The sequence below is a fragment of the Klebsiella sp. 7-CIP_Kleb. genome, assembly GCF_050378655.1.
Lineage (GTDB): Bacteria > Pseudomonadota > Gammaproteobacteria > Enterobacterales > Enterobacteriaceae > Klebsiella > Klebsiella quasipneumoniae.
On the sequence record NZ_JBNRLJ010000002.1, the window covers coordinates 646,451 to 668,808 of the forward strand.

Here is a 22,358-nt window from a genome sequence, read left to right on the forward strand (position 1 = left end):
AAAATAGGTATCAGAAGAGGATTATGGGGCCGATTGCTGGAAAAAAAAGCGGCGAAGGTTTCCCTTCGCCGCTGAGGCATAAACTCGACTCAGGAGCCTTACTTGCCTTTAATCTCATACAGCGGCGTCTGGCCGGCTACGACCTTACCGCTCGCCAGTATCACCAGCGCGCTGTAGTCATCGCTATTGCTGCAGACTACCGGGCTAATCATCGAGCGCGCGTTGGCGTTGAGGAAGTCCAGATCCATTTCCAGAATCGGCTCGCCCGCCTTCACGTCCGTGCCCTCTTCAACCAGACGTTTGAAGCCCTTGCCTTCCAGCGCCACGGTGTCGATACCCATGTGGACGACGATTTCCGCACCGTTGTTGGTTTCGAGGCAGAACGCATGGTTAGTGTTGAAAATTTTCACCACGGTACCGGCGGCCGGGGCCACCACGATGTTGCTGGTCGGTTTCACCGCGATACCGTCGCCGACGGCTTTGCTGGCGAAGGCTTCGTCCGGCACCTGCTCGAGGGCCACCACGTCACCGGTAATCGGCGAAACCAGCGACTCAACGGTCTTCGCGTTCGCTACCGCCTGCGGTTTAGCCGCTGGCGCTGCGGTGGCGACGTTGCCAGCCGGTGCGGTTGCCGCTGCCGCTACCGGGCCGCGGGTAACCACTTTTTTCATCTCATCGCCGATAGACTCTGCCTTCGCGCCGACGATAACCTGGATGGTTTGCTTATTCAGCTTCACCACCCCGGATGCGCCGAGACGTTTACAGGCGGCGTCGTTCACTTTCGCCGAATCGCCCACGGTCAGACGCAGACGGGTAATACAGGCGTCAATCGCTTTCAGGTTGTCCGTTCCGCCCACCGCGGCGATATAGCTGGTCGCCAGCTGGGTCAGGCCTTCTTCAGTGTTGCTGTTGGCTTCTTCCGTTACCACGTCAGCGGCTTTGTCTTCACGACCCGGTGTTTTCAGGTTGAACATGCGGATCACCGCGCTGAACAGCAGGAAGTAGACGAAGAAGAAGACCACGCCCATCACCAGCAGCATCCAGACGTTTTTGCTGGCGGCCGGCAGGCTGTACATCAGCACGTAGTCAATGGCGCCGGCGGAGAAGGAGAAGCCCGCATGAATGCCCAGCGCCGTTGCGATGAACAGACTGATACCGGTCAGTACCGCGTGCAGGAGGTACAGCAGCGGAGCCAGGAACATGAACAGGAATTCCAGCGGCTCGGTTACCCCGGTCAGGAACGCGGTGATGGCAACAGACAACAGCATACCGCCCACCATTGGACGACGCGCTTTCGGAGCGGCCAGATACATCGCCAGCGCCGCGCCCGGCAGACCAAACATCATGATTGGGAAGAAGCCGGACATGAACATCCCCGCGGTGCCGTCGCCGGCGTAGAAGCGGTTGATGTCGCCGTGGAACACGGCGCCTGCGGCGTTAGTAAACTCACCAATCTGGAACCAGGCGATGGTGTTCAGCACCTGATGCAGGCCGGTCGGGATCAGCAGACGGTTGATAAAACCGAAGATACCGGAACCCAATGCCCCTGCGGAAACGATCCACTCGCCGCCCGCATGGATAGCGTGCTGCACCGGCGGCCAGACGTAGCCGAAGATCGCCGCGAGAATCAGACAGAAGAAGCCGGTGGCGATCGGCACGAAGCGTTTGCCGCCGAAGAAGCTCAGGAAGTCCGGCAGCTTGATGCCGGCCCAGCGGTTGTACACCGCCCCTGCTACCAGACCGGTAATGATACCGGCCAGTACGCCCATGTTAATTTCCGGATTGATGGTGACCATCGCTTTGGTCATCACGAAATAACCTACTGCCCCGGCCAGCGCCGCAGAACCGGCGTTATCCTTGGACCAGCTTGACGCCACACCGATAGCAAAGATCAGCGCCAGGTTGTCGAAGATAGCCCCACCCGCTTGCGCGATGAAGGGTACATTCAACAGGTCTGGTTGCCCGAAACGCAGCAGCAATGCTGCGACCGGCAGCACTGCGATAGGGAGCTGTAACGCCCTACCCAGCCGCTGAAAGAAACCTAAAATATTCATCTTATTCCCCCTATGAGACCCCGATGAGGCTCATTTTCAAAGCCACTTTTTTATTGTGTAACAAGGTCGGTTTTATCACTTACCGGCAAAGTGTGTGAAAAATTAATTCGTATCGCAAATTAAACGGGTATTTTTTGTGATAATTATCACCAAATATCGTATTCCCCCCTCCCTTACACTGGCTAACATCGAAAACTTATTTTATCATTCAAAAAATCAACACGGATTGACCCCGGTCGGCGCAGTTGCTGCAATACTCTCCTCAGAGTGCTGGCGCCAATCCGCCAGAATCTACTTTAACTATAGAGGTGAAGAATGAGACTGATCCCCCTGGTAACCGCTGAGCAGGTCGGTAAATGGGCTGCCCGCCATATCGTTAACCGCATTAATGCATTTAAACCAACCGCGGACCGTCCGTTCGTCCTGGGACTGCCGACCGGCGGCACCCCACTCACCGCCTACAAGGCGCTGGTTGAAATGCATAAAGCAGGCCAGGTTAGCTTCAAACACGTCGTCACCTTCAACATGGATGAATACGTTGGCCTGCCGAAAGAGCATCCGGAAAGCTATCATAGCTTCATGCACCGTAATTTCTTTGACCACGTTGATATTCCGGCAGAAAATATCAACTTGCTGAATGGTAACGCGCCGGACATCGATGCGGAATGCCGTCGCTATGAAGAAAAAATTCGTTCCTACGGTAAAATCCACCTGTTCATGGGCGGCGTGGGCAACGATGGTCACATCGCGTTTAACGAACCGGCCTCCTCTTTGGCGTCTCGTACCCGTATTAAGACCCTGACCCATGAAACCCGCGTGGCGAACTCCCGCTTCTTCGACGGCGACGTGGATCTGGTGCCGAAATATGCGCTAACCGTCGGCGTGGGCACCCTGCTGGACGCAGAAGAGGTAATGATTCTGGTGCTGGGCCATCAGAAAGCGCTGGCGCTGCAGGCGGCGGTAGAAGGTAACGTCAACCACATGTGGACCATTACCTGTCTGCAGCTGCATCCGAAGGCGGTGATCGTCTGTGACGAACCGTCTACCATGGAGCTGAAAGTGAAGACACTGAAATATTTCAACGAATTAGAAGCTGAAAATATTAAAGGTCTGTAATGTAGTCGTGTCCCGCGATTTGCGCGGGACCATCTTTTTCTTTGTATGCATCATCATGCCGGCGGCAAACGAACGTACCCGGGCCTGATGAGGCGTATATACCGGGGGTCGTAATGTATGCATTAACCCAGGGCCGGGTTTATACCGGTCATGAAATTCTTGATGACCATGCGGTTGTTATCGCTAATGGCCTTATCGAACGTCTTTGTCCGCTGGCAGATTTGCCGTCTGACATCGAGCAGCGCTCAGTCAACGGCGCCATCCTCGCCCCCGGTTTTATCGACGTCCAGCTCAACGGCTGCGGCGGCGTACAGTTTAACGACAGCCCTGACGCGGTCACTGTCGACACGCTGGAGATCATGCAGAAGGCCAACGAACGCTCAGGCTGCACCAGCTTCCTGCCGACGCTGATTACCTCCAGCGACGATCTGATGAAGCAAGGCGTGCGCGTGATGCGCGAATACCTGCAAAAGCACCCGAACCAGGCGCTGGGTCTGCATCTTGAAGGACCGTGGCTGAATATCGTCAAGAAAGGCACCCACAACCCGGACTATGTGCGTAAACCGGACGCGGCGCTGGTCGATTTCCTGTGCGACAACGCCGATGTGATCACCAAAGTAACCCTCGCCCCTGAGCGCGTTGAGCCGGAAGTGATCCGCAAACTGGTCGCCGCCGGGATCGTCGTCTCCGCGGGCCACTCCAACGCCACGCTGAAAGAGGCGAAAGTGGGCTTCCGCGCAGGCATTACCTTCGCCACCCACCTGTATAATGCAATGCCGTACATTACTGGCCGCGAACCGGGTCTGGCCGGGGCGATTTTTGACGAGCCGGATGTCTACTGCGGTATTATTGTCGACGGGATGCACGTCGATTACGCCAACGTGCGCAACGCCAAGCGCCTGAAAGGCGACAAACTGTGCCTGGTCACCGACGCCACCGCGCCGGCGGGGGCGAATATTGACCAGTTCATTTTTGCCGGGAAAACAATATACTACCGCAACGGGCTGTGCGTAGATGAAAACGGCACCCTCAGCGGATCTTCCCTGACCATGATTGAAGGGGTGCGTAATCTGGTTGAGCATTGCGGTGTGGCGCTGGACGAAGTATTGCGCATGGCGACGCTCTATCCCGCGCGCGCCATTGGTGTGGACAAGCAGCTCGGCAGTATTGCGCCGGGTATGGTCGCTAACCTGACCGCCTTTACACGCGATTATAAAATCACCAAGACCATCGTTAATGGTAACGAGGTCGTCACTGAGTAAGTAAAAGTATGACAGCAGGCGGACAAGCTCAAATTGGTAACGTTGACCTCGTAAAACAACTGAACAGCGCGGCCGTGTACCGCCTGATTGACCAGCATGGGCCTATCTCGCGCATTCAGATCGCGGAACAAAGCCAGCTTGCCCCTGCCAGCGTGACCAAAATCACGCGTCAGCTTATTGAGCGCGGCCTGATCAAAGAAGTCGATCAGCAGGCCTCCACCGGGGGGCGCCGCGCCATCTCCATCATTGCGGAGACGCGCAACTTCAACGCCATTGGCGTGCGCCTTGGCCGCTATGACGCCACTCTCACCCTCTATGATTTAAGCAGCAAGACCCTGGAAGAGGAGCATTTCCCGCTGCCCGAGCGCACCCAGGAAACGCTGGAACACGCCCTGCTGAATATCATCGCCACTTTTATTGAAAACTGTCAGCGCAAAATTCGCGAGCTGATCGCCATCTCGGTGATCCTGCCGGGGCTGGTGGATCCGGAAAGCGGGGTGATCCGCTATATGCCGCACATTGCGGTGGAAAACTGGGGCCTGGTCGGGGCGCTGGAAAAACGCTTCAACGTTACCTGCTTTGTCGGACACGATATCCGCAGCCTGGCGCTGGCCGAGCACTATTTTGGCGCAAGCCAGGATTGCGAAGACTCCATTCTGGTGCGCGTGCACCGCGGCACCGGGGCAGGGATCATCTCCAACGGACGCATTTTTATCGGCCGTAACGGCAACGTCGGCGAAATCGGCCATATTCAGGTCGACCCGCTGGGCGAGCGCTGCCACTGCGGCAACTTTGGCTGTCTGGAGACCGTCGCAGCTAATGCCGCCATCGAACATCGCGTTCGCCACCTGCTGGAGCAGGGCTATCAGAGCCGTCTGACCCTCGATGACTGCACCATCAAAACCATCTGCAAAGCGGCCAACAAAGGCGATGCCCTGGCCTGCGAAGTGGTCGAGTACGTAGGGCGTCACCTCGGAAAAACGATCGCCATCGCCATCAACCTGTTCAATCCACAAAAAATCGTCATCGCCGGCGAAATTGTGGAAGCCGAGAAAGTGCTGCTCCCGGCCATTGAGGGCTGCATTAACGCCCAGGCGCTGAAGGCGTTTCGTAAGAACCTGCCTGTGGTGCGCTCCACCCTCGATCATCGCTCAGCGATTGGCGCCTTCGCGCTGGTCAAACGCGCCATGCTCAATGGCACGCTGCTGCAGCGCTTGCTTGAGAGCTAACCGCCCCCCTTTATTGATAAGCGCGTCGCTCTGTCGTTGGCGGGCATCGCCCGTCAGAGGTGTGAAACCTCATCAATGACGCGTATAGTTTCGTCTTTGATAATGATTCTGGACCCACCATGACCATTCAAAACATAATTTGTGATATTGACGGTGTGCTGATGCACGATAACGTCGCCGTTCCCGGCGCTGCCGAGTTTATCAAGCGCATCCTCGAGAAAGGCATGCCGCTGGTGATGCTGACCAACTACCCGTCGCAAACCGGCCAGGATCTGGCGAACCGTTTCGCCACCGCCGGGATTGAGGTTCCGGATAGCGCCTTCTACACCTCGGCGATGGCGACGGCCGATTTTCTGCGCCGCCAGGAAGGTAAGAAAGCCTATGTGGTGGGTGAAGGGGCGCTGATCCACGAGCTGTACAAAGCCGGCTTTACCATTACCGACGTCAACCCGGATTTTGTCATCGTCGGGGAAACCCGCTCCTTTAACTGGGAGATGATGCATAAGGCGGCCTTCTTTGTCGCCAATGGCGCCCGCTTCATTGCCACTAACCCGGATACTCACGGTCGCGGCTTCTACCCGGCCTGCGGCGCCCTGTGCGCCGGGATCGAGAAGATCTCCGGCCGTAAGCCGTTTTACGTCGGTAAACCCAGCCCGTGGATCATCCGCTCAGCGCTGAACAAAATGCAGGCCCACTCCGAACAGACGGTGATTGTCGGCGACAATCTGCGTACCGACATTCTGGCTGGCTTCCAGGCGGGGCTGGAGACCATTTTGGTGCTCTCCGGAGTCTCGACCCTCGACGACATCGACAGCATGCCGTTCCGCCCGTCGTGGATCTACCCCTCCGTCGCGGAAATCGATATTTTCTAATGTCAGCCACGTCTCAGGACGTGGTTGTTCATTTTTGACGCCTGCCAAAAGTACCATATCTAATAAAAACGGCTTAAAATTGCGTATTCTTCAATGAAGCCGTTCAAAAGATACTCTTTTTTTACTATTCAACAATCGCAGTTGCGTTTTTTCTTTTTCCAGCCGTAAAACCCTTGCGCCTGCTCCCCCTTTACGGCATTTTCTTAAGCACGCACTCAGGCTTCGCCACGAGACGAAGCCAGCACAACATCAAACACGACAGGGTAATGGAGAAGGCTATGTGTTCTATTTTTGGCGTACTGGATATTAAAACTGACGCAGGTGAGCTGCGTAAAAAGGCGCTGGAGCTTTCCCGCCTGATGCGCCATCGCGGTCCGGACTGGTCTGGCGTGTATGCCAGCGACAAAGCGATTCTGGCGCACGAGCGCCTGTCGATTGTCGATGTCAACGCCGGCGCTCAGCCGCTGTACAACGCCGAAAAAACCCATGCGCTGGCCGTTAACGGCGAAATCTACAACCATCAGGCGCTGCGCGCGGAATATGGCGACCGCTATCATTTCCAGACCGGCTCCGACTGCGAAGTGATCCTCGCGCTGTATCAGGAAAAAGGCCCGGCGTTCCTCGACGACCTGCAGGGGATGTTCGCCTTCGCCCTGTACGACAGCGAAAAAGACGCGTACTTAATTGGCCGCGACCATATCGGCATTATTCCGCTGTATATGGGCCATGACGAACACGGCAACTTCTATGTCGCTTCCGAAATGAAAGCCCTGGTGCCGGTGTGCCGCACCATTAAAGAGTTCCCGGCGGGGAGCTACCTGTGGAGCAAAGACGGTGAAATTCGCCAGTACTATCAGCGCGACTGGTTCGATTACGACGCGGTAAAAGACAACGTTACCGATAAGAACGAGCTGCGCCAGGCGCTGGAAGAGTCGGTGAAAAGCCATCTGATGTCCGACGTCCCCTACGGCGTGCTGCTCTCCGGCGGCCTTGATTCTTCGGTCATCTCCGCCATCACCAAGAAATTTGCCGCCCGTCGCGTCGAAGATCAGGAGCGTAGCGAAGCCTGGTGGCCGCAGCTGCACTCCTTCGCGGTCGGTCTGGAAGGCTCTCCTGACCTGAAAGCGGCGCAGGAAGTGGCTAACCACCTCGGCACCGTGCACCATGAAATTCACTTTACCGTCCAGGAAGGGCTGGATGCGATCCGCGACGTTATCTATCACATCGAAACCTACGATGTGACCACTATTCGCGCTTCGACGCCGATGTACCTGATGTCGCGGAAAATTAAAGCCATGGGCATCAAAATGGTGCTTTCCGGCGAAGGCTCGGACGAAGTGTTCGGCGGCTACCTCTACTTCCATAAGGCGCCGAACGCCAAAGAACTGCACGAAGAGACGGTACGTAAGCTGCAGGCGCTGCATATGTTTGACTGCGCCCGCGCCAACAAAGCGATGTCCGCCTGGGGCGTGGAAGCCCGCGTGCCGTTCCTTGACAAGAAGTTCCTCGACGTGGCGATGCGCATCAACCCGCAGGATAAGATGTGCGGCAACGGCAAAATGGAAAAACACGTGCTGCGCGAATGCTTTGAATCCTATCTGCCGGCCAGCGTTGCCTGGCGGCAGAAAGAGCAGTTCTCTGACGGCGTCGGCTACAGCTGGATCGATACGCTGAAAGAAGTGGCCGCGAAACAGATCAGCGACCAGCAGCTGGAAACCGCAAGCTTCCGCTTCCCGTACAACACGCCGACCTCCAAAGAAGGCTATCTGTACCGCGAGATCTTCGAAGAGCTGTTCCCGCTGCCAAGCGCGGCGGAGTGTGTCCCTGGCGGTCCGTCGGTGGCCTGCTCTTCTGCTAAAGCCATTGAGTGGGATGAAGCATTCAAAACCATGAACGATCCGTCAGGCCGCGCGGTAGGCGTCCACCAGTCGGCCTATAAATAAGCCCTGACAGGCGTTGATACGCGAAACGGACCCTCCGGGGTCCGTTTTCTTTTTGCGGGAATTATGCCGCTGAAAAACGATAAATAACCAATAATTGCCGATTATTGCAGCGAGCTGTTCGCAACCTAACCAAACAGTCACATTACAACGATTTTCCTTGAAAAAGAGGTTGACGCTCGCAGGCCCAATACGCATAATGCGCCCCGCAACGCCGATAAGGTTACGCGAAAAAAAGATGGCTACGTAGCTCAGCTGGTTAGAGCACATCACTCATAATGATGGGGTCACAGGTTCGAATCCCGTCGTAGCCACCATCTTTTTTTGCGGGAGTGGCGAAATTGGTAGACGCACCAGATTTAGGTTCTGGCGCCGCAAGGTGTGCGAGTTCAAGTCTCGCCTCCCGCACCATTCACCAGTCAGCGTTGTACGGATGGGGTATCGCCAAGCGGTAAGGCACCGGTTTTTGATACCGGCATTCCCTGGTTCGAATCCAGGTACCCCAGCCATATTTCTTCGATATTTGCGGGTCACCGCGACGGTATTGGGGTATCGCCAAGCGGTAAGGCACCGGTTTTTGATACCGGCATTCCCTGGTTCGAATCCAGGTACCCCAGCCATCGAAGAAACAGTAAGACAATTTGGCTACGTAGCTCAGCTGGTTAGAGCACATCACTCATAATGATGGGGTCACAGGTTCGAATCCCGTCGTAGCCACCATATTCGGGACGTATCGATACACATCGATAAATCCGCAAACAATTTGTTGGGGTATCGCCAAGCGGTAAGGCACCGGATTCTGATTCCGGCATTCCGAGGTTCGAATCCTCGTACCCCAGCCAAATTAAAAAGTCGTTCAGCAATGAACGCACTGTTGCTCTTAAACCGTGATAATGACGGTCAGGCGCAACAGACAATTGGGGTATCGCCAAGCGGTAAGGCACCGGATTCTGATTCCGGCATTCCGAGGTTCGAATCCTCGTACCCCAGCCACTTAAATGCAAAAAAGCCCACCTCGGTGGGCTTTTTTGCTATTGGCGTATAGCCATCCTGGCGCGTCACTGACTGCCGGGCAGGCGCTTTCCACTACGCCCCCGCCCGGGAAGCCGGAGTTACAAGCCTAACGCATACTTCAGCGCCTGACGCTTCAGCACCCCGGCGCGTTCGGCCGCCATCAGGCCAATATTACGCAGCATCCGCACCGGCGCCAGGTCATTGCTGAATCCGGCGTAAAACAGATCCATCCCCGACTGCATAATAAAATTATCCGCCCGCCGCCGCGCCTGGTAGCGCTTGAGCACCGGCAGGCTGGCCCACTCTTCGCCTCGGCCGCGCGCTTGCGCCAGGATCTCCAGCAGGGCGTCGACATCGCGATAGCCAAGGTTAACCCCCTGCCCCGCCAGCGGATGAATGGTGTGCGCCGCATCGCCCACCAGCGCCAGACCGGGCTGAACATACTGCAGCGCATGACGCCGGGTGAGCGGGAAGGCGCCGGCCGCCCGCGGCGTCACCCGTCCGAGACGCGCCGGGAAATGGCGGGCGATCTCCTGCTGAAGCTGGGGCATGGACATGCCCTGTAGCTGACGGATCCGCGCCGGGGCGTCATACCACACCAGCGAGGCCCAGTTGTCGAACAGCGGCAGGAAGGCGCGCGGTCCGCTGGGGGTAAACTGCTGCCAGGTGCTGTCGCCGGGATCGTCGGCGCATTCGACGCTGATCAGCATACAGGACTGCTGATATTGCCAGGCATGCACGCCGATGCCGGCCATCTCCCGCACCTGAGAGCTGGCGCCGTCGGCGCCGATAACCAGCCGGGCGTGGATCGTCTCCCCCTCGCGTAAACGCAGCGCCGTCTGCGCCTCGCCGCGCTGCATCGCCTCCAGTTCGCCGCCAACGCGGAGGGTAACCCCTTCGTGCGCCGCCAGCGCTTGCCACAGGCCCCACTGCAGGACCTTGTTCTCAACCATATAGCCCAGCTCTGGCAGCTTGAGCTCTGCGGCGTCAAAGGCGACGTGCGCGCTCTCCCACTCCCAGGTCTCCAGACGACGGTAAGCGTGGACGCGCATCGCCCGCACGGCATCCCAGACGTCAAGGCTTTTCAGCAGGCCGACCGAGGCCGCGCTGATCGCCGAGATCCGCACATCCGGGGCGGATGCCGGATCGAAAGCCGGGGGCGCCGTTTTCTCAAGCACCGTCACGGTAAATCCCTGTTGCGCCAGCCCTAACGCCAGGGCGCCGCCGACCATGCCGCCGCCCACGATGGCGACATCTGTTGCGTGAATTGTCATGGCTATTATCCTTAAAGCAGAATCCGTTAAGTTTACCGGATTTTTCGCCCTCTTGCGGTGATAACGCTCGCACTGGTCAGGGGGCGACCAAAGCATTACAATACGCGCCCTGGAATGCGAAATTCACCCTGTATATATCCCCGCGTTTTGGATATCTATTACTGAGCATGAGCAAGTCAATGACAAAAAAACTCCATATTAAAACCTGGGGCTGTCAGATGAACGAGTATGATTCATCAAAGATGGCCGATCTGCTGGATGCGACACATGGGTATCAACTGACCGAAGTGGCGGAAGAAGCAGATGTGCTGTTGCTCAATACCTGCTCAATTCGTGAGAAGGCCCAGGAAAAAGTTTTCCATCAGCTTGGACGCTGGAAGCTGCTGAAAGAGAAGAACCCGGACCTGATTATTGGCGTTGGCGGCTGCGTGGCCTCCCAGGAAGGCGACCATATTCGTCAGCGCGCGCACTATGTCGATATTATTTTCGGGCCGCAAACCCTGCACCGCCTGCCGGAGATGATTAACTCTGTGCGCGGCAACCGCAGCCCGGTGGTTGATATCAGCTTCCCGGAAATTGAAAAATTCGATCGCCTGCCAGAACCGCGCGCCGAAGGCCCGACCGCCTTTGTCTCGATTATGGAAGGCTGCAACAAATACTGCACCTACTGCGTGGTGCCCTACACCCGCGGTGAAGAAGTCAGCCGCCCGTGCGACGATATCCTGTTTGAAATCGCCCAACTGGCGGCGCAGGGCGTGCGTGAAGTCAACCTGCTGGGCCAGAACGTGAACGCCTGGCGCGGTGAGAACTACGACGGCACCACCGGCAGCTTTGCCGATCTGCTGCGCCTGGTGGCCGCTATCGACGGCATCGACCGCATTCGCTTCACCACCAGCCATCCGATCGAATTTACCGACGACATCATCGACGTCTATCGCGATACGCCGGAGCTGGTGAGCTTCCTGCACTTGCCGGTGCAGAGCGGTTCCGACCGCGTGCTGAACCTGATGGGACGGACCCATACCGCGCTGGAGTATAAAGCGATTATTCGTAAGCTGCGTGAAGCGCGTCCGGATATTCAGATAAGCTCAGACTTTATCGTCGGCTTCCCCGGCGAAACCACGGAAGATTTCGAAAAGACGATGAAGCTTATCGCCGACGTCAATTTCGATATGAGCTACAGCTTTATCTTCTCCGCCCGTCCGGGCACCCCGGCGGCCGATATGGTCGACGACGTGCCGGATGCAGACAAGAAACAGCGTCTGTATATTCTGCAGGAGCGCATCAACCAGCAGGCGATGGCCTGGAGCCGTCGCATGCTCGGCACGGTACAGCGCATCCTGGTGGAAGGCACATCGCGCAAGAACATCATGGAGCTCTCCGGGCGTACGGAGAACAACCGGGTGGTCAATTTCGAAGGCACCCCGGACCTCGTCGGCAAGTTTGTCGATGTCGAAATCGTCGATGTTTACACCAACTCGCTGCGCGGCAAAATCGTGCGCACCGAAGCGGAGATGGGTCTGCGTATCGCTGAATCCCCCGAATCAGTGATTGCCCGCACCCGTAAAGAGAACGATCTTGGCGTGGGTATCTATCAGCCGTGATCCCTTCAGGCCTGTCGGTTCCGGCAGGCCTTGTAATTCCTCTCTCCGTCCCTATATCTACAGCAATGCTTGCGCCATTTTCCTGTGACGTAAATAATTTCCTGATTAGCCGGCCACGCGCCGCGTCCGGCCACCTGCGTAAAGAGGAACAGTTTGAACATAGACACTCGTGAAATTACCCTGGAGCCAGCGGATAACGCACGCCTGTTAGCCCTGTGCGGCCCGTTTGACGACAACATCAAACAGCTGGAGCGTCGGTTAGGCATTGAGATCAACCGCCGTGACAATCACTTTAAGCTGACCGGACGCGCCCTTTGCGTACACGCCGCCGCCGATATTCTGCGCAGCCTGTATGTCGACACGGCGCCGATGCGCGGTCAGATTCAGGATATTGAACCAGAGCAGATCCATCTGGCGATCAAAGAGGCGCGCGTGCTTGAGCAAAGCGCCGAGAGCGTGCCGGAGTACGGAAAAGCCGTCAATATCAAGACCAAGCGCGGGGTGATCAAACCGCGTACGCCGAACCAGGCGCAGTACATCGCCAATATCCTCGATCACGACATCACCTTCGGCGTGGGTCCGGCGGGTACCGGGAAAACCTATCTGGCGGTGGCGGCGGCGGTTGATGCGCTGGAGCGTCAGGAGATCCGCCGCATTCTGCTGACCCGTCCGGCCGTCGAAGCGGGTGAAAAGCTCGGCTTCCTGCCCGGCGATCTGAGCCAGAAGGTCGACCCGTATCTGCGCCCGCTGTACGACGCGCTGTTCGAGATGCTCGGCTTTGAGAAGGTGGAAAAGCTGATTGAGCGTAACGTCATCGAAGTGGCCCCGCTGGCCTATATGCGCGGACGGACGCTGAATGACGCCTTTATCATTCTTGATGAAAGCCAGAACACCACCATCGAGCAGATGAAAATGTTCCTGACCCGCATCGGCTTTAACTCCAAGGCGGTGATCACCGGCGATATCACGCAGATTGACCTGCCGCGCAGCACCAAATCCGGTCTGCGCCACGCCATCGAAGTGCTGGCGGAAGTCGATGAGATCAGCTTTAACTTCTTCCATAGCGAAGACGTGGTCCGCCATCCGGTGGTCGCCCGCATCGTGAACGCCTATGAGGCATGGGAAGCCGCAGACCAGAAACGTAAAGCAGAACTGGCCGCCGAGCGCAAACGCGAAGCCCAGGAACAGGAGCAAAAATGAGTCAGGTGATCCTCGATTTACAGCTGGCCTGCGAAGAGACCAGCGGCCTGCCGGACGAAGCCCTTTTTCAACGCTGGGTCGACGCCGTCATTCCGCCGTTTCAGGAGGAGTCAGAGTTAACGATTCGTCTGGTCGACGTTGCAGAAAGCCATGAGCTGAACCTGACCTATCGCGGCAAGGATAAGCCGACCAACGTCCTCTCTTTCCCGTTTGAAGCGCCGCCGGGGATTGAAATGCCGCTGCTCGGCGATCTGATCATTTGCCGTCAGGTGGTGGAGCAGGAAGCCAGCGAGCAAGGTAAACCGCTGGAGGCGCACTGGGCGCATATGGTGGTGCACGGCAGCCTGCATCTGCTGGGCTACGATCACATCGAAGATGACGAAGCGGAAGAGATGGAAGGCCTCGAAACAGAGATAATGCTTGCTCTGGGCTATGAGGACCCGTACATTTCCGAGAAGATTGCTGAATAGCCCCCTGCCGGATCGTGGCGCTTGCGCCTCATCCGGCCGCTGTTCATGCATTTTACCCGCCTGAACGTCAGGCAACCCATGCCGTCCGGCGCTGAGTTTACGCGCGACGAGCGACATTAAATCAACATGAGAACCCAAACGACGCCATGAGCGACGACAATTCACACAGTAGTGACACAGTAAACAGCAAAAAGGGATTTTTCTCCCTGTTACTCAGCCAGCTCTTTCACGGGGAACCGAAAAACCGCGATGAACTGCTGGCGCTGATCCGTGATTCCGGGCAGAACGACCTTATCGATGAAGATACTCGTGACATGCTCGAAGGGGTAATGGATATCGCCGACCAGCGGGTCCGCGACATTATGATCCCCCGTTCACAAATGATTACCCTGAAACGCAATCAGACGCTGGACGAGTGCCTCGATGTCATCATCGAATCCGCTCACTCGCGCTTCCCGGTCATCAGTGAAGATAAAGATCACATCGAAGGGATTCTGATGGCCAAGGATCTGCTGCCGTTTATGCGCAGCGACGCCGAAGCCTTCAGCATGGAAAAAGTGTTACGGCCGGCGGTTGTCGTTCCGGAAAGCAAGCGGGTCGACCGCATGCTGAAAGAGTTTCGCTCACAGCGCTACCATATGGCGATCGTTATTGACGAATTCGGCGGCGTCTCCGGTCTGGTGACCATCGAGGATATCCTTGAGCTCATCGTCGGGGAAATTGAAGACGAGTACGACGAAGAAGAAGATATCGATTTCCGCCAGCTGAGCCGCCATACCTGGACGGTACGCGCCCTGGCCTCCATCGAAGACTTCAACGACGCCTTCGACACGCACTTCAGCGATGAAGAAGTGGATACCATTGGCGGGCTGGTAATGCAGGCCTTTGGCCACCTGCCGGCTCGCGGCGAATCTATCGACATTGATGGTTACCAATTCAAGGTAGCAATGGCAGATAGTCGTCGTATCATTCAGGTGCATGTTAAGCTGCCGGATGATGCTCCCCAGCCGAAGCTGGAAGAGTAAGCGGCGGCGCTGAAGGTCACGGCCAGCCGGGAGACAGACCGTGGCGATACTCGGTTGTCCCCTCCCCCGGCTGGCAAACAGCATAGCCTGTGGCAACAGGCGTTAATTTACGGGACGATTAGCCTAAATGGTATTTGCCTCTCTTCTTGAACGCCAGCGCGTACGTCTGCTGCTGGCGCTGCTATTCGGAGCCAGCGGAACGCTGGCTTTTTCACCTTACGACTTCTGGCCCACAGCGATTATTTCACTGGTCGGTCTGCAGGCGTTAACCCTCAACCGCCGCCCGCTGCAAAGCGCCGGCATCGGCTATTTCTGGGGACTTGGCCTGTTCGGCACGGGAATCAACTGGGTTTATGTCAGTATCGCGCAGTTTGGCGGTATGCCGGGTCCGGTTAACGTCTTCCTCGTCGTTTTGCTGGCGGCCTATCTGTCGCTCTACACCGGCCTGTTTGCCGGCCTGCTCGCCCGGCTTTGGCCCAAAACCAGCTGGCTACGGATGGCGATCGCCGCCCCCGTCGTCTGGCAGATCACCGAGTTCCTGCGCGGTTGGGTGCTGACCGGCTTTCCGTGGCTGCAGTTCGGCTATAGCCAGATCGACGGCCCGCTGAAAGGCCTGGCGCCGGTGATGGGTGTTGAGGCGATCAACTTCCTGCTGATGATGGTTAGCGGCCTGCTGGCTCTGGCCCTCGTGCAGCGCAACGGGAAGGCGCTGGTGATCGCCGCGGTGCTGTTTGCCCTGCCTTTCCCGCTGCGCTATATCCAGTGGTATCAGCTGCTGCCGGAGCGCGCGACGCAGGTCTCGCTGGTGCAAGGCGATATCCCACAGGCCATGAAGTGGGACGAGAAACAGCTGGTTAATACCCTGAAAACCTACCTGGCGCTGACCCAGCCGCATATCGGCCACTCACAGCTGATTATCTGGCCTGAATCGGCGATCCCGGATCTGGAGATCAACCAGCAGCAGTTCCTCAGCATGATGGACGATCTGCTGCGCGCAAAAGACAGCTCGCTGATCACCGGCATCGTCGACGCGCGTCTTAATAAGCAGAATCGCTACGACACCTACAACACCATCATTACCCTCGGCAAAGATAACCCGTACCGCTACGACTCGACCAACCGCTACAACAAGAACCATCTGGTGCCGTTCGGCGAGTTTGTACCGCTGGAGTCGATTCTGCGTCCGCTGGCGCCATTCTTCGACCTGCCGATGTCCTCCTTCAGCCGCGGTCCCTACGTGCAGCCGCAGCTGATGGCGCATAACCTGAAGCTGACCGCGGCCATCTGCTACGAGATCATCCTCGGGGAACAGGTGCGGGATAACTTCCGTCCGGATACCGACTTCCTGCTGACCATCTCTAACGACGCCTGGTTCGGCAAGTCCATCGGCCCGTGGCAACACTTCCAGATGGCGCGGATGCGCGCCCTGGAGCTGGCCCGCCCCCTGCTGCGCAGTACCAACAACGGCATTACCGCCGTGATCGGCCCGCGCGGCGAGATCCAGAAGATGATCCCGCAGTTTACCCGTGAGGTGTTGACCACCACCGTGACGCCCACCAGCGGCATGACCCCTTACGCTCGCACTGGCAACTGGCCGCTGTGGGCGCTGACGGCGCTGCTCGGCTTCGGTGCGCTGCTGATGAGCCTGCGTCAGCGTCGCCGATAAGTTCTCTACCGGCGACGCCCGTCGCCGGCTTTTTTCTTCCCGTCATTTGCCACCCTGGCACAGTCATTGCTTTATTTAATCGGGTAGCGCCGTCCTCCGGCCCAGTGCAACCGGGTTGCACCATAAACGATCGGTGGTCGCGCTATTTTGGTGCAATGGAAGATATTTGCCTCCCATTGGTGCGGAGCGCTTCGCAAAAATAAACAATAAAGCAGCAAAATATTTACATTAAGCCAAACTAAATGCTAACAAACACATACAAATGCGGCACGTGGATGCGTGCCCCTAATAACAACACACACAATCACAATGGGTATCAATAGCGTCGGTGACGCTGCGGATAAGGAGTTGGATATGCAATTACGTAAACTGGCCACGGCAATGCTGGTAATGGGAATGACCGCTGGTCTGGCGCAGGCGGAAGATGCTGCCCCGGCGGCTGGCCAGAGCACTCTGGATAAGATCGCGAAAAATGGCGTTATCGTTGTCGGCCATCGCGAATCTTCCGTCCCTTTCTCTTACTACGATAACCAACAGAAGGTTGTGGGTTACTCTCAGGACTACTCCAACGCCATCGTCGATGCCATCAAGAAAAAACTGAACAAACCCGATCTGCAGGTCAAACTGATCCCGGTCACCTCGCAGAATCGTATTCCGCTGCTGCAGAATGGCACCTTTGATTTCGAGTGCGGCTCTACCACCAACAACCTCGAGCGCCAGAAACAGGCGGCCTTCTCCGATACTATCTTCGTCGTCGGCACCCGTCTGCTGGTGAAGAAAGGCGGCCCGATCAAAGATTTCCCGGACCTGAAGGATAAAGCGGTCGTCGTCACCTCCGGGACCACCTCTGAGATCCTGCTGCATAAGCTGAACGATGAGAAAAAAATGAATATGCGCATCATCAGCGCCAAAGATCATGGCGACTCTTTCCGTACTCTGGAAAGCGGACGCGCGGTGGCCTTTATGATGGATGACGCTTTGCTGGCCGGCGAACGCGCCAAGGCGAAGAAACCGGATAACTGGGAAATCGTCGGCACCGCGCAGTCGAAAGAAGCCTATGGCTGCATGCTGCGTAAGGACGATCCGACCTTCAAGGCATTGGTCGATGAAACCGTTGCCCAGGCCCAGACCTCTGGCGAAGCGGCGAAGTGGTTCGACAAATGGTTCAAAAACCCGATTCCGCCAAAAAATCTTAACCTGAACTTCGAGCTGTCGGACGACATGAAAGCGCTGTTCAAATCACCTAATGACAAAGCACTGAACTAATTATAACAACCAGGGGCGGGATATCCTGCCCTCCCGATGATTGTCACAGCACGGACAGACTATACGGCGGCTGGTCGTTCCCCAGCCGCCGCGAATACCGAAACAAGCTGGACAACCGTCTTCGAGGGTAGCAATGGCTACCCTTTTTTTTCCAGGAGTCATGTATGTCAATAGACTGGAACTGGGGGATATTCCTGCAACAGGCCCCCTTCGGCAACACTACCTACCTGGGCTGGCTGTGGAGCGGTTTTCAGATCACCGTCGCCCTCTCCATCTCGGCCTGGATCATCGCTTTTCTCGTCGGCTCGCTGTTCGGCATTTTACGCACGGTCCCCAATCGCTTCCTCTCGGGCATTGGCACCTGCTATGTCGAACTGTTTCGCAACGTGCCGCTGATCGTGCAGTTCTTTACCTGGTACCTGGTGGTGCCGGAATTCCTGCCGGAAAATATCGGCATGTGGTTTAAATCGGAGCTGGACCCAAACATTCAGTTCTTTGTCTCCTCCATGCTGTGCCTGGGGCTGTTTACCGCCGCTCGCGTCTGCGAGCAGGTACGCGCCGCTATCCAGTCGCTGCCGCGCGGGCAAAAGAACGCCGGTCTGGCGATGGGGTTGACCCTGCCGCAAACCTACCGCTACGTGCTGCTGCCGAACGCCTATCGCGTTATCGTGCCGCCGATGACCTCGGAGATGATGAACCTGGTGAAAAACTCGGCCATCGCCTCCACCATCGGTCTGGCCGATATGGCCGCGCAGGCGGGCAAACTGCTGGACTACTCCGCTCATGCCTGGGAGTCTTTTACCGCCATCACCCTGGCCTATGTTTTCATCAACGCGGTGATTATGCTGATTATGTATGTGGTCGAGCGTAAGGTTCGCCTGCCTGGCAATATGGGAGGCAAATAATGTACGATTTTGACTGGAGTTCGATCGTTCCCTCCATGCCCTACCTGCTGGCAGGGCTGGTGATCACCCTGAAGATTACGGTGATCGCCATCGTGGTCGGCATCGTCTGGGGCACCCTGCTGGCGGTCATGCGCCTGTCCAGCTTTCTGCCGCTGGCCTGGTTTGCTAAATCCTACGTTAACGTGTTCCGTTCTATCCCGCTGGTGATGGTTCTGCTGTGGTTCTACCTGATTGTCCCGGGCTTCCTGCAGAACGTGCTGGGACTGTCGCCGAAAACGGATATTCGCCTGATCTCGGCGATGGTGGCCTTTTCGATGTTCGAGGCCGCCTACTATTCAGAGATTATCCGCGCCGGTATCCAGAGCATCTCCCGCGGCCAGTCAAGCGCCGCGCTGGCGCTGGGAATGACCCACTGGCAGTCGATGCGGCTGGTGATCCTGCCGCAGGCCTTCCGCGCCATGGTGCCGCTGCTGTTAACCCAGGGGATCGTCTTGTTCCAGGATACCTCGCTGGTGTATGTATTGAGCCTCGCCGACTTCTTCCGTACCGCCTCCACGATTGGCGAGCGTGACGGGACCCAGGTCGAAATGATCCTGTTCGCGGGCGGCGTCTATTTTGTGATTAGCCTCAGCGCCTCGCTGTTGGTCAGCTGGTTGAAGAAAAGGACTGTGTAATGATTACCCTGAAAAACGTTTCAAAATGGTATGGTCACTTTCAGGTGCTGACCGATTGCTCCACGGAAGTGAAAAAAGGCGAAGTCGTGGTGGTCTGCGGGCCGTCAGGCTCCGGTAAATCCACGCTGATTAAAACCGTAAACGGCCTTGAGCCGGTGCAGCAGGGGCAGATTATCGTCGATGGCACCGTGGTTAACGATAAAAAGACCAATCTTGCCAAACTGCGCTCGCACGTCGGAATGGTGTTTCAGCATTTTGAACTGTTCCCGCACCTGTCGATTATCGACAACCTGACGCTGGCGCAGGTTAAGGTTCTCAATCGTGACAAAGCGTCGTCGCGCAAGAAGGGTCTCAAGCTGCTGGAGCGCGTTGGCCTGGCGGCGCACGCGGAAAAATATCCGGCGCAGCTCTCCGGTGGCCAGCAGCAGCGCGTGGCCATTGCCCGAGCCCTGTGTATGGACCCGATCGCTATGCTGTTTGATGAGCCCACCTCAGCGCTCGACCCGGAGATGATCAACGAGGTACTGGACGTCATGGTGGAACTGGCCAACGAAGGGATGACGATGATGGTGGTTACCCACGAAATGGGCTTCGCCCGCAAGGTGGCCAACCGGGTGATCTTTATGGATGAAGGAAAGATAGTCGAAGATGCCGATAAAGAGGCCTTCTTCGCCAATCCACAATCCGATCGCGCTAAAGATTTCCTCGCCAAAATTCTGCATTAATCGTTATTCGCTGCGCATACCACCCGGTATGCGCAGTTTATCTTTCCCGCCATATTATTCGCCAATATTATTTGTGCGCGCCATTACCGCCAATATCATTTACATAATAAATACATTTCAGCGAGACAAGCTGAACTTATTTATTAAATCGATCAATTCATAAAAAAATCACTAATGAATTCGTGGACCGGTATTTCCACCACCGCTAGCATATAACGCCTCGTAACAGGTTCGTCGCATGATTATGGTATTGATTAAATATAATATTCTTGCCTGACCTTGCCTGCGCCGAAATAAAGGCCATCAATCATTTTGCCAGAGGTAATGGTATTGATGCGTCGCCGAACCAATGAAACAAATGGATATTGCTTCATGTTAATTCGATCTCGCTCGCTCACCGGGCTGCTGTTTATAACGCTGGCTGGCGCCTCTGCCGTCAGTGCTGCGCAATTGACCACCTCAGCTCATCAGACCGAGCAGGATAAAGCTCGCCAGGAGGCGCTGACCCCGCAGCAACAGGAGTTTCAGTCCTCACAACAGCGCGGGGCGCCGCAGGGTATCCACTTTCCTGTGGAAGCACATTGCAGATTAATCAATAAAGTCGACATCGATTCCGATAACCAGGCGCTCACCCGGAAATTACTGGCGAAAACCGCGCAGCAGGCACAGGGCCGCTGTCTGGGTAGCGAGGGTATACGCCTGCTGGCGTATAGGCTTCAAAACGAACTGATCGTGCAAGGCTATATCACCTCTCTGATTGATGTTCCCTCCCAGTCGCTGGAGCAAGGCATCCTCCGGCTGACACTGAAGTATGGCAAAGTGGGCGCTATCGACTATGCCGGCGGATCAGACATCACCCGTCTGTGGAATTCACTGCCCCTGTCTCCCGGCGCTATCCTGCGTTTAAGCGACCTTGAGCAGGGTATGGCCAATCTGCAGCGCCTGCCGGGTTCTACGGCGCACATGAAACTGCTGCCTGGCCAGCGCGAGGGGGAAAGCGATCTTCAGATCGCCCGCAGCCTGGAGAAAAAATGGCAGCTTGGCGCCTGGCTTGACGACGCCGGCAGCAAAGCCAGCGGCCGCTATCAGGCCGGTGGCGCCCTCTATCTCTATGATCTGACCACTCTTAACGACATTCTGTATATTTCCGGCGGGGGCGATATTGAATTCAACCAACACAATGACGGCAACCATAACGGTAGCCTGTACTACTCCATCCCCTTTGGCTACTGGTCACTAAGCGCCTACGGGGCATATAGCCAGTATCGCCAGCAGTTCAACGGCAACTGGTCAACGATGGATTATAAGAGCAAGAATCGTTACTACAGCGCCACGCTGAGCCGACTGCTCTCCCATACCCGCCAGCAAAAAACCACCGCCGACCTGCGAATTGCCAAGAGCACCTCGCACTATTACTTCGGCGGCAGCGAACTGCAGGTCATGCGCAAGCAAACGCCATCATGGGAGCTTACCCTCAACCATCAGCACTATTTTAATAAAAAAATCGTCGACGCCAGCATTGGCATCCAGCGCAGCCTGCCGTGGCTCAGCTCAACGGCAACGCCGGAGGAGAAAGCCGGGATGTACAGCCCGCTGTCGCGGATCGTCCATGCGAACCTGCAGGCGATGATGAAATTTGACGCGGCTGGCGACGCATTTACCTGGGCGCCCCGATTGAGCGCGCAGTTCAGCCCGGACCCACTCTCCTCGGATAATAAATTCAATATTGGCAGCCGCTGGACCGTGCGCGGGTTCGACGGGGAAAACAGCCTGTCCGGCAATCAGGGATGGTACTGGCGCAATGATTTTATCTGGGATATCCCGACGCCTGACCGCCAATTTTATTTTGGTGTAGATATAGGTCGTATAACAGGAAACGAGCAAAACCAGAGGGGAAAAACGCTTTCTGGCGCAGTAAGCGGTATTCGTGGCTCGCTGCTCGCCACGCAGTATGACTTTTTCATGAGTACCCCTTTAATCAAACCCGTTCGTTTCCATAGCGATGCTCTTAACCTGGGCTTCTCATTACAATGGAGGTATTAACTTCAAAAATAACAAAAAA

At 56.5% G+C, this 22,358-nt stretch carries 17 protein-coding genes and 7 tRNA genes; 22 read left to right on the forward strand and 2 right to left on the reverse strand.

Translation table 11 applies throughout. From position 1 onward, the window contains the following. Positions 1–98: 98 nt before the first annotated feature. A complete protein-coding gene (gene nagE, locus ACQUTI_RS10745; protein WP_017901426.1) occupies positions 99–2,054 on the reverse strand; it encodes a PTS N-acetyl glucosamine transporter subunit IIABC in 1,956 nt (651 codons plus the stop codon). A gap of 315 nt (positions 2,055–2,369) precedes the next feature. On the opposite strand from nagE, the gene nagB reads away from it, so the two are divergent. The 12 genes from nagB to ACQUTI_RS10805 all read left to right on the forward strand — a co-directional run bounded on the left by nagB (position 2,370) and on the right by ACQUTI_RS10805 (position 9,466). Next, complete coding sequence (gene nagB, locus ACQUTI_RS10750) at positions 2,370–3,170, forward strand: glucosamine-6-phosphate deaminase (protein WP_002894749.1); 801 nt, start codon at positions 2,370–2,372, stop codon at positions 3,168–3,170. A gap of 113 nt (positions 3,171–3,283) precedes the next feature. Then, the gene (gene nagA, locus ACQUTI_RS10755) at positions 3,284–4,432 is read left to right on the forward strand and encodes an N-acetylglucosamine-6-phosphate deacetylase (RefSeq protein WP_004885928.1); all 1,149 of its coding nucleotides are present in this window, start codon (positions 3,284–3,286) and stop codon (positions 4,430–4,432) included. A gap of 8 nt (positions 4,433–4,440) precedes the next feature. Beyond that, on the forward strand, positions 4,441–5,661 hold the full coding sequence (gene nagC / locus ACQUTI_RS10760; RefSeq protein WP_004885919.1) for a DNA-binding transcriptional regulator NagC: 1,221 nt from the start codon (positions 4,441–4,443) through the stop codon (positions 5,659–5,661). Between the two features lie 119 nt (positions 5,662–5,780). Continuing rightward, the gene (locus tag ACQUTI_RS10765) at positions 5,781–6,533 is read left to right on the forward strand and encodes an HAD-IIA family hydrolase (RefSeq protein WP_004885918.1); all 753 of its coding nucleotides are present in this window, start codon (positions 5,781–5,783) and stop codon (positions 6,531–6,533) included. Positions 6,534–6,811: 278 nt separating this feature from the next. After that, complete coding sequence (gene asnB, locus ACQUTI_RS10770) at positions 6,812–8,476, forward strand: asparagine synthase B (protein WP_049092056.1); 1,665 nt, start codon at positions 6,812–6,814, stop codon at positions 8,474–8,476. 237 nt (positions 8,477–8,713) lie between these two features. Beyond that, a tRNA-Met gene (locus ACQUTI_RS10775) sits at positions 8,714–8,790 on the forward strand. A gap of 9 nt (positions 8,791–8,799) precedes the next feature. After that, a tRNA-Leu gene (locus tag ACQUTI_RS10780) sits at positions 8,800–8,884 on the forward strand. 23 nt (positions 8,885–8,907) lie between these two features. Further along, positions 8,908–8,982: transfer RNA gene (locus ACQUTI_RS10785), tRNA-Gln, on the forward strand. Between the two features lie 36 nt (positions 8,983–9,018). After that, a tRNA-Gln gene (locus tag ACQUTI_RS10790) sits at positions 9,019–9,093 on the forward strand. 23 nt (positions 9,094–9,116) lie between these two features. Then, positions 9,117–9,193, forward strand: a tRNA-Met gene (locus ACQUTI_RS10795). A gap of 47 nt (positions 9,194–9,240) precedes the next feature. After that, a tRNA-Gln gene (locus ACQUTI_RS10800) sits at positions 9,241–9,315 on the forward strand. Positions 9,316–9,391: 76 nt separating this feature from the next. Next, positions 9,392–9,466, forward strand: a tRNA-Gln gene (locus tag ACQUTI_RS10805). Between the two features lie 119 nt (positions 9,467–9,585). Here the strand turns inward: ACQUTI_RS10805 and ubiF are convergent. Beyond that, entirely contained in the window at positions 9,586–10,761 is a 1,176-nt protein-coding gene (gene ubiF, locus ACQUTI_RS10810) for a 3-demethoxyubiquinol 3-hydroxylase (protein ID WP_211774301.1), read from the reverse strand. Between the two features lie 179 nt (positions 10,762–10,940). Between ubiF and miaB the strand changes: the two genes are divergently transcribed. From miaB to ACQUTI_RS10860, 10 genes are all read left to right on the forward strand, one after another. Further along, positions 10,941–12,365, forward strand: a complete 1,425-nt coding sequence (gene miaB / locus ACQUTI_RS10815) for a tRNA (N6-isopentenyl adenosine(37)-C2)-methylthiotransferase MiaB (protein WP_004885906.1) — start codon at positions 10,941–10,943, stop codon at positions 12,363–12,365. 153 nt (positions 12,366–12,518) lie between these two features. After that, positions 12,519–13,565 carry a PhoH family protein gene (locus tag ACQUTI_RS10820; RefSeq protein ID WP_004176871.1) on the forward strand — a complete coding sequence of 349 codons (1,047 nt, stop codon included), beginning with the start codon at positions 12,519–12,521 and terminating at the stop codon, positions 13,563–13,565. Further along, positions 13,562–14,035, forward strand: a complete 474-nt coding sequence (gene ybeY, locus ACQUTI_RS10825; RefSeq protein WP_002894722.1) for an rRNA maturation RNase YbeY — start codon at positions 13,562–13,564, stop codon at positions 14,033–14,035. The genes ACQUTI_RS10820 and ybeY overlap by 4 nt, the downstream gene beginning before the upstream one ends. A 146-nt stretch (positions 14,036–14,181) precedes the next feature. Further along, complete coding sequence (gene corC, locus ACQUTI_RS10830; protein ID WP_004197606.1) at positions 14,182–15,060, forward strand: CNNM family magnesium/cobalt transport protein CorC; 879 nt, start codon at positions 14,182–14,184, stop codon at positions 15,058–15,060. Between the two features lie 127 nt (positions 15,061–15,187). Next, complete coding sequence (gene lnt / locus ACQUTI_RS10835) at positions 15,188–16,726, forward strand: apolipoprotein N-acyltransferase (RefSeq protein ID WP_049115695.1); 1,539 nt, start codon at positions 15,188–15,190, stop codon at positions 16,724–16,726. A gap of 354 nt (positions 16,727–17,080) precedes the next feature. Beyond that, positions 17,081–17,992, forward strand: a complete 912-nt coding sequence (locus tag ACQUTI_RS10840; RefSeq protein ID WP_004885900.1) for an amino acid ABC transporter substrate-binding protein — start codon at positions 17,081–17,083, stop codon at positions 17,990–17,992. A gap of 164 nt (positions 17,993–18,156) precedes the next feature. Then, a complete protein-coding gene (locus ACQUTI_RS10845; protein WP_002894709.1) occupies positions 18,157–18,897 on the forward strand; it encodes an amino acid ABC transporter permease in 741 nt (246 codons plus the stop codon). Further along, positions 18,897–19,571 carry a glutamate/aspartate ABC transporter permease GltK gene (gene gltK / locus ACQUTI_RS10850; protein ID WP_002894707.1) on the forward strand — a complete coding sequence of 225 codons (675 nt, stop codon included), beginning with the start codon at positions 18,897–18,899 and terminating at the stop codon, positions 19,569–19,571. Before ACQUTI_RS10845 ends, gltK begins: the two co-directional genes overlap by 1 nt. Beyond that, complete coding sequence (locus tag ACQUTI_RS10855; protein ID WP_004885898.1) at positions 19,571–20,296, forward strand: amino acid ABC transporter ATP-binding protein; 726 nt, start codon at positions 19,571–19,573, stop codon at positions 20,294–20,296. Before gltK ends, ACQUTI_RS10855 begins: the two co-directional genes overlap by 1 nt. Positions 20,297–20,668: 372 nt before the next feature. After that, positions 20,669–22,339 carry a ShlB/FhaC/HecB family hemolysin secretion/activation protein gene (locus tag ACQUTI_RS10860; RefSeq protein WP_048323401.1) on the forward strand — a complete coding sequence of 557 codons (1,671 nt, stop codon included), beginning with the start codon at positions 20,669–20,671 and terminating at the stop codon, positions 22,337–22,339. Positions 22,340–22,358: the final 19 nt, after the last annotated feature.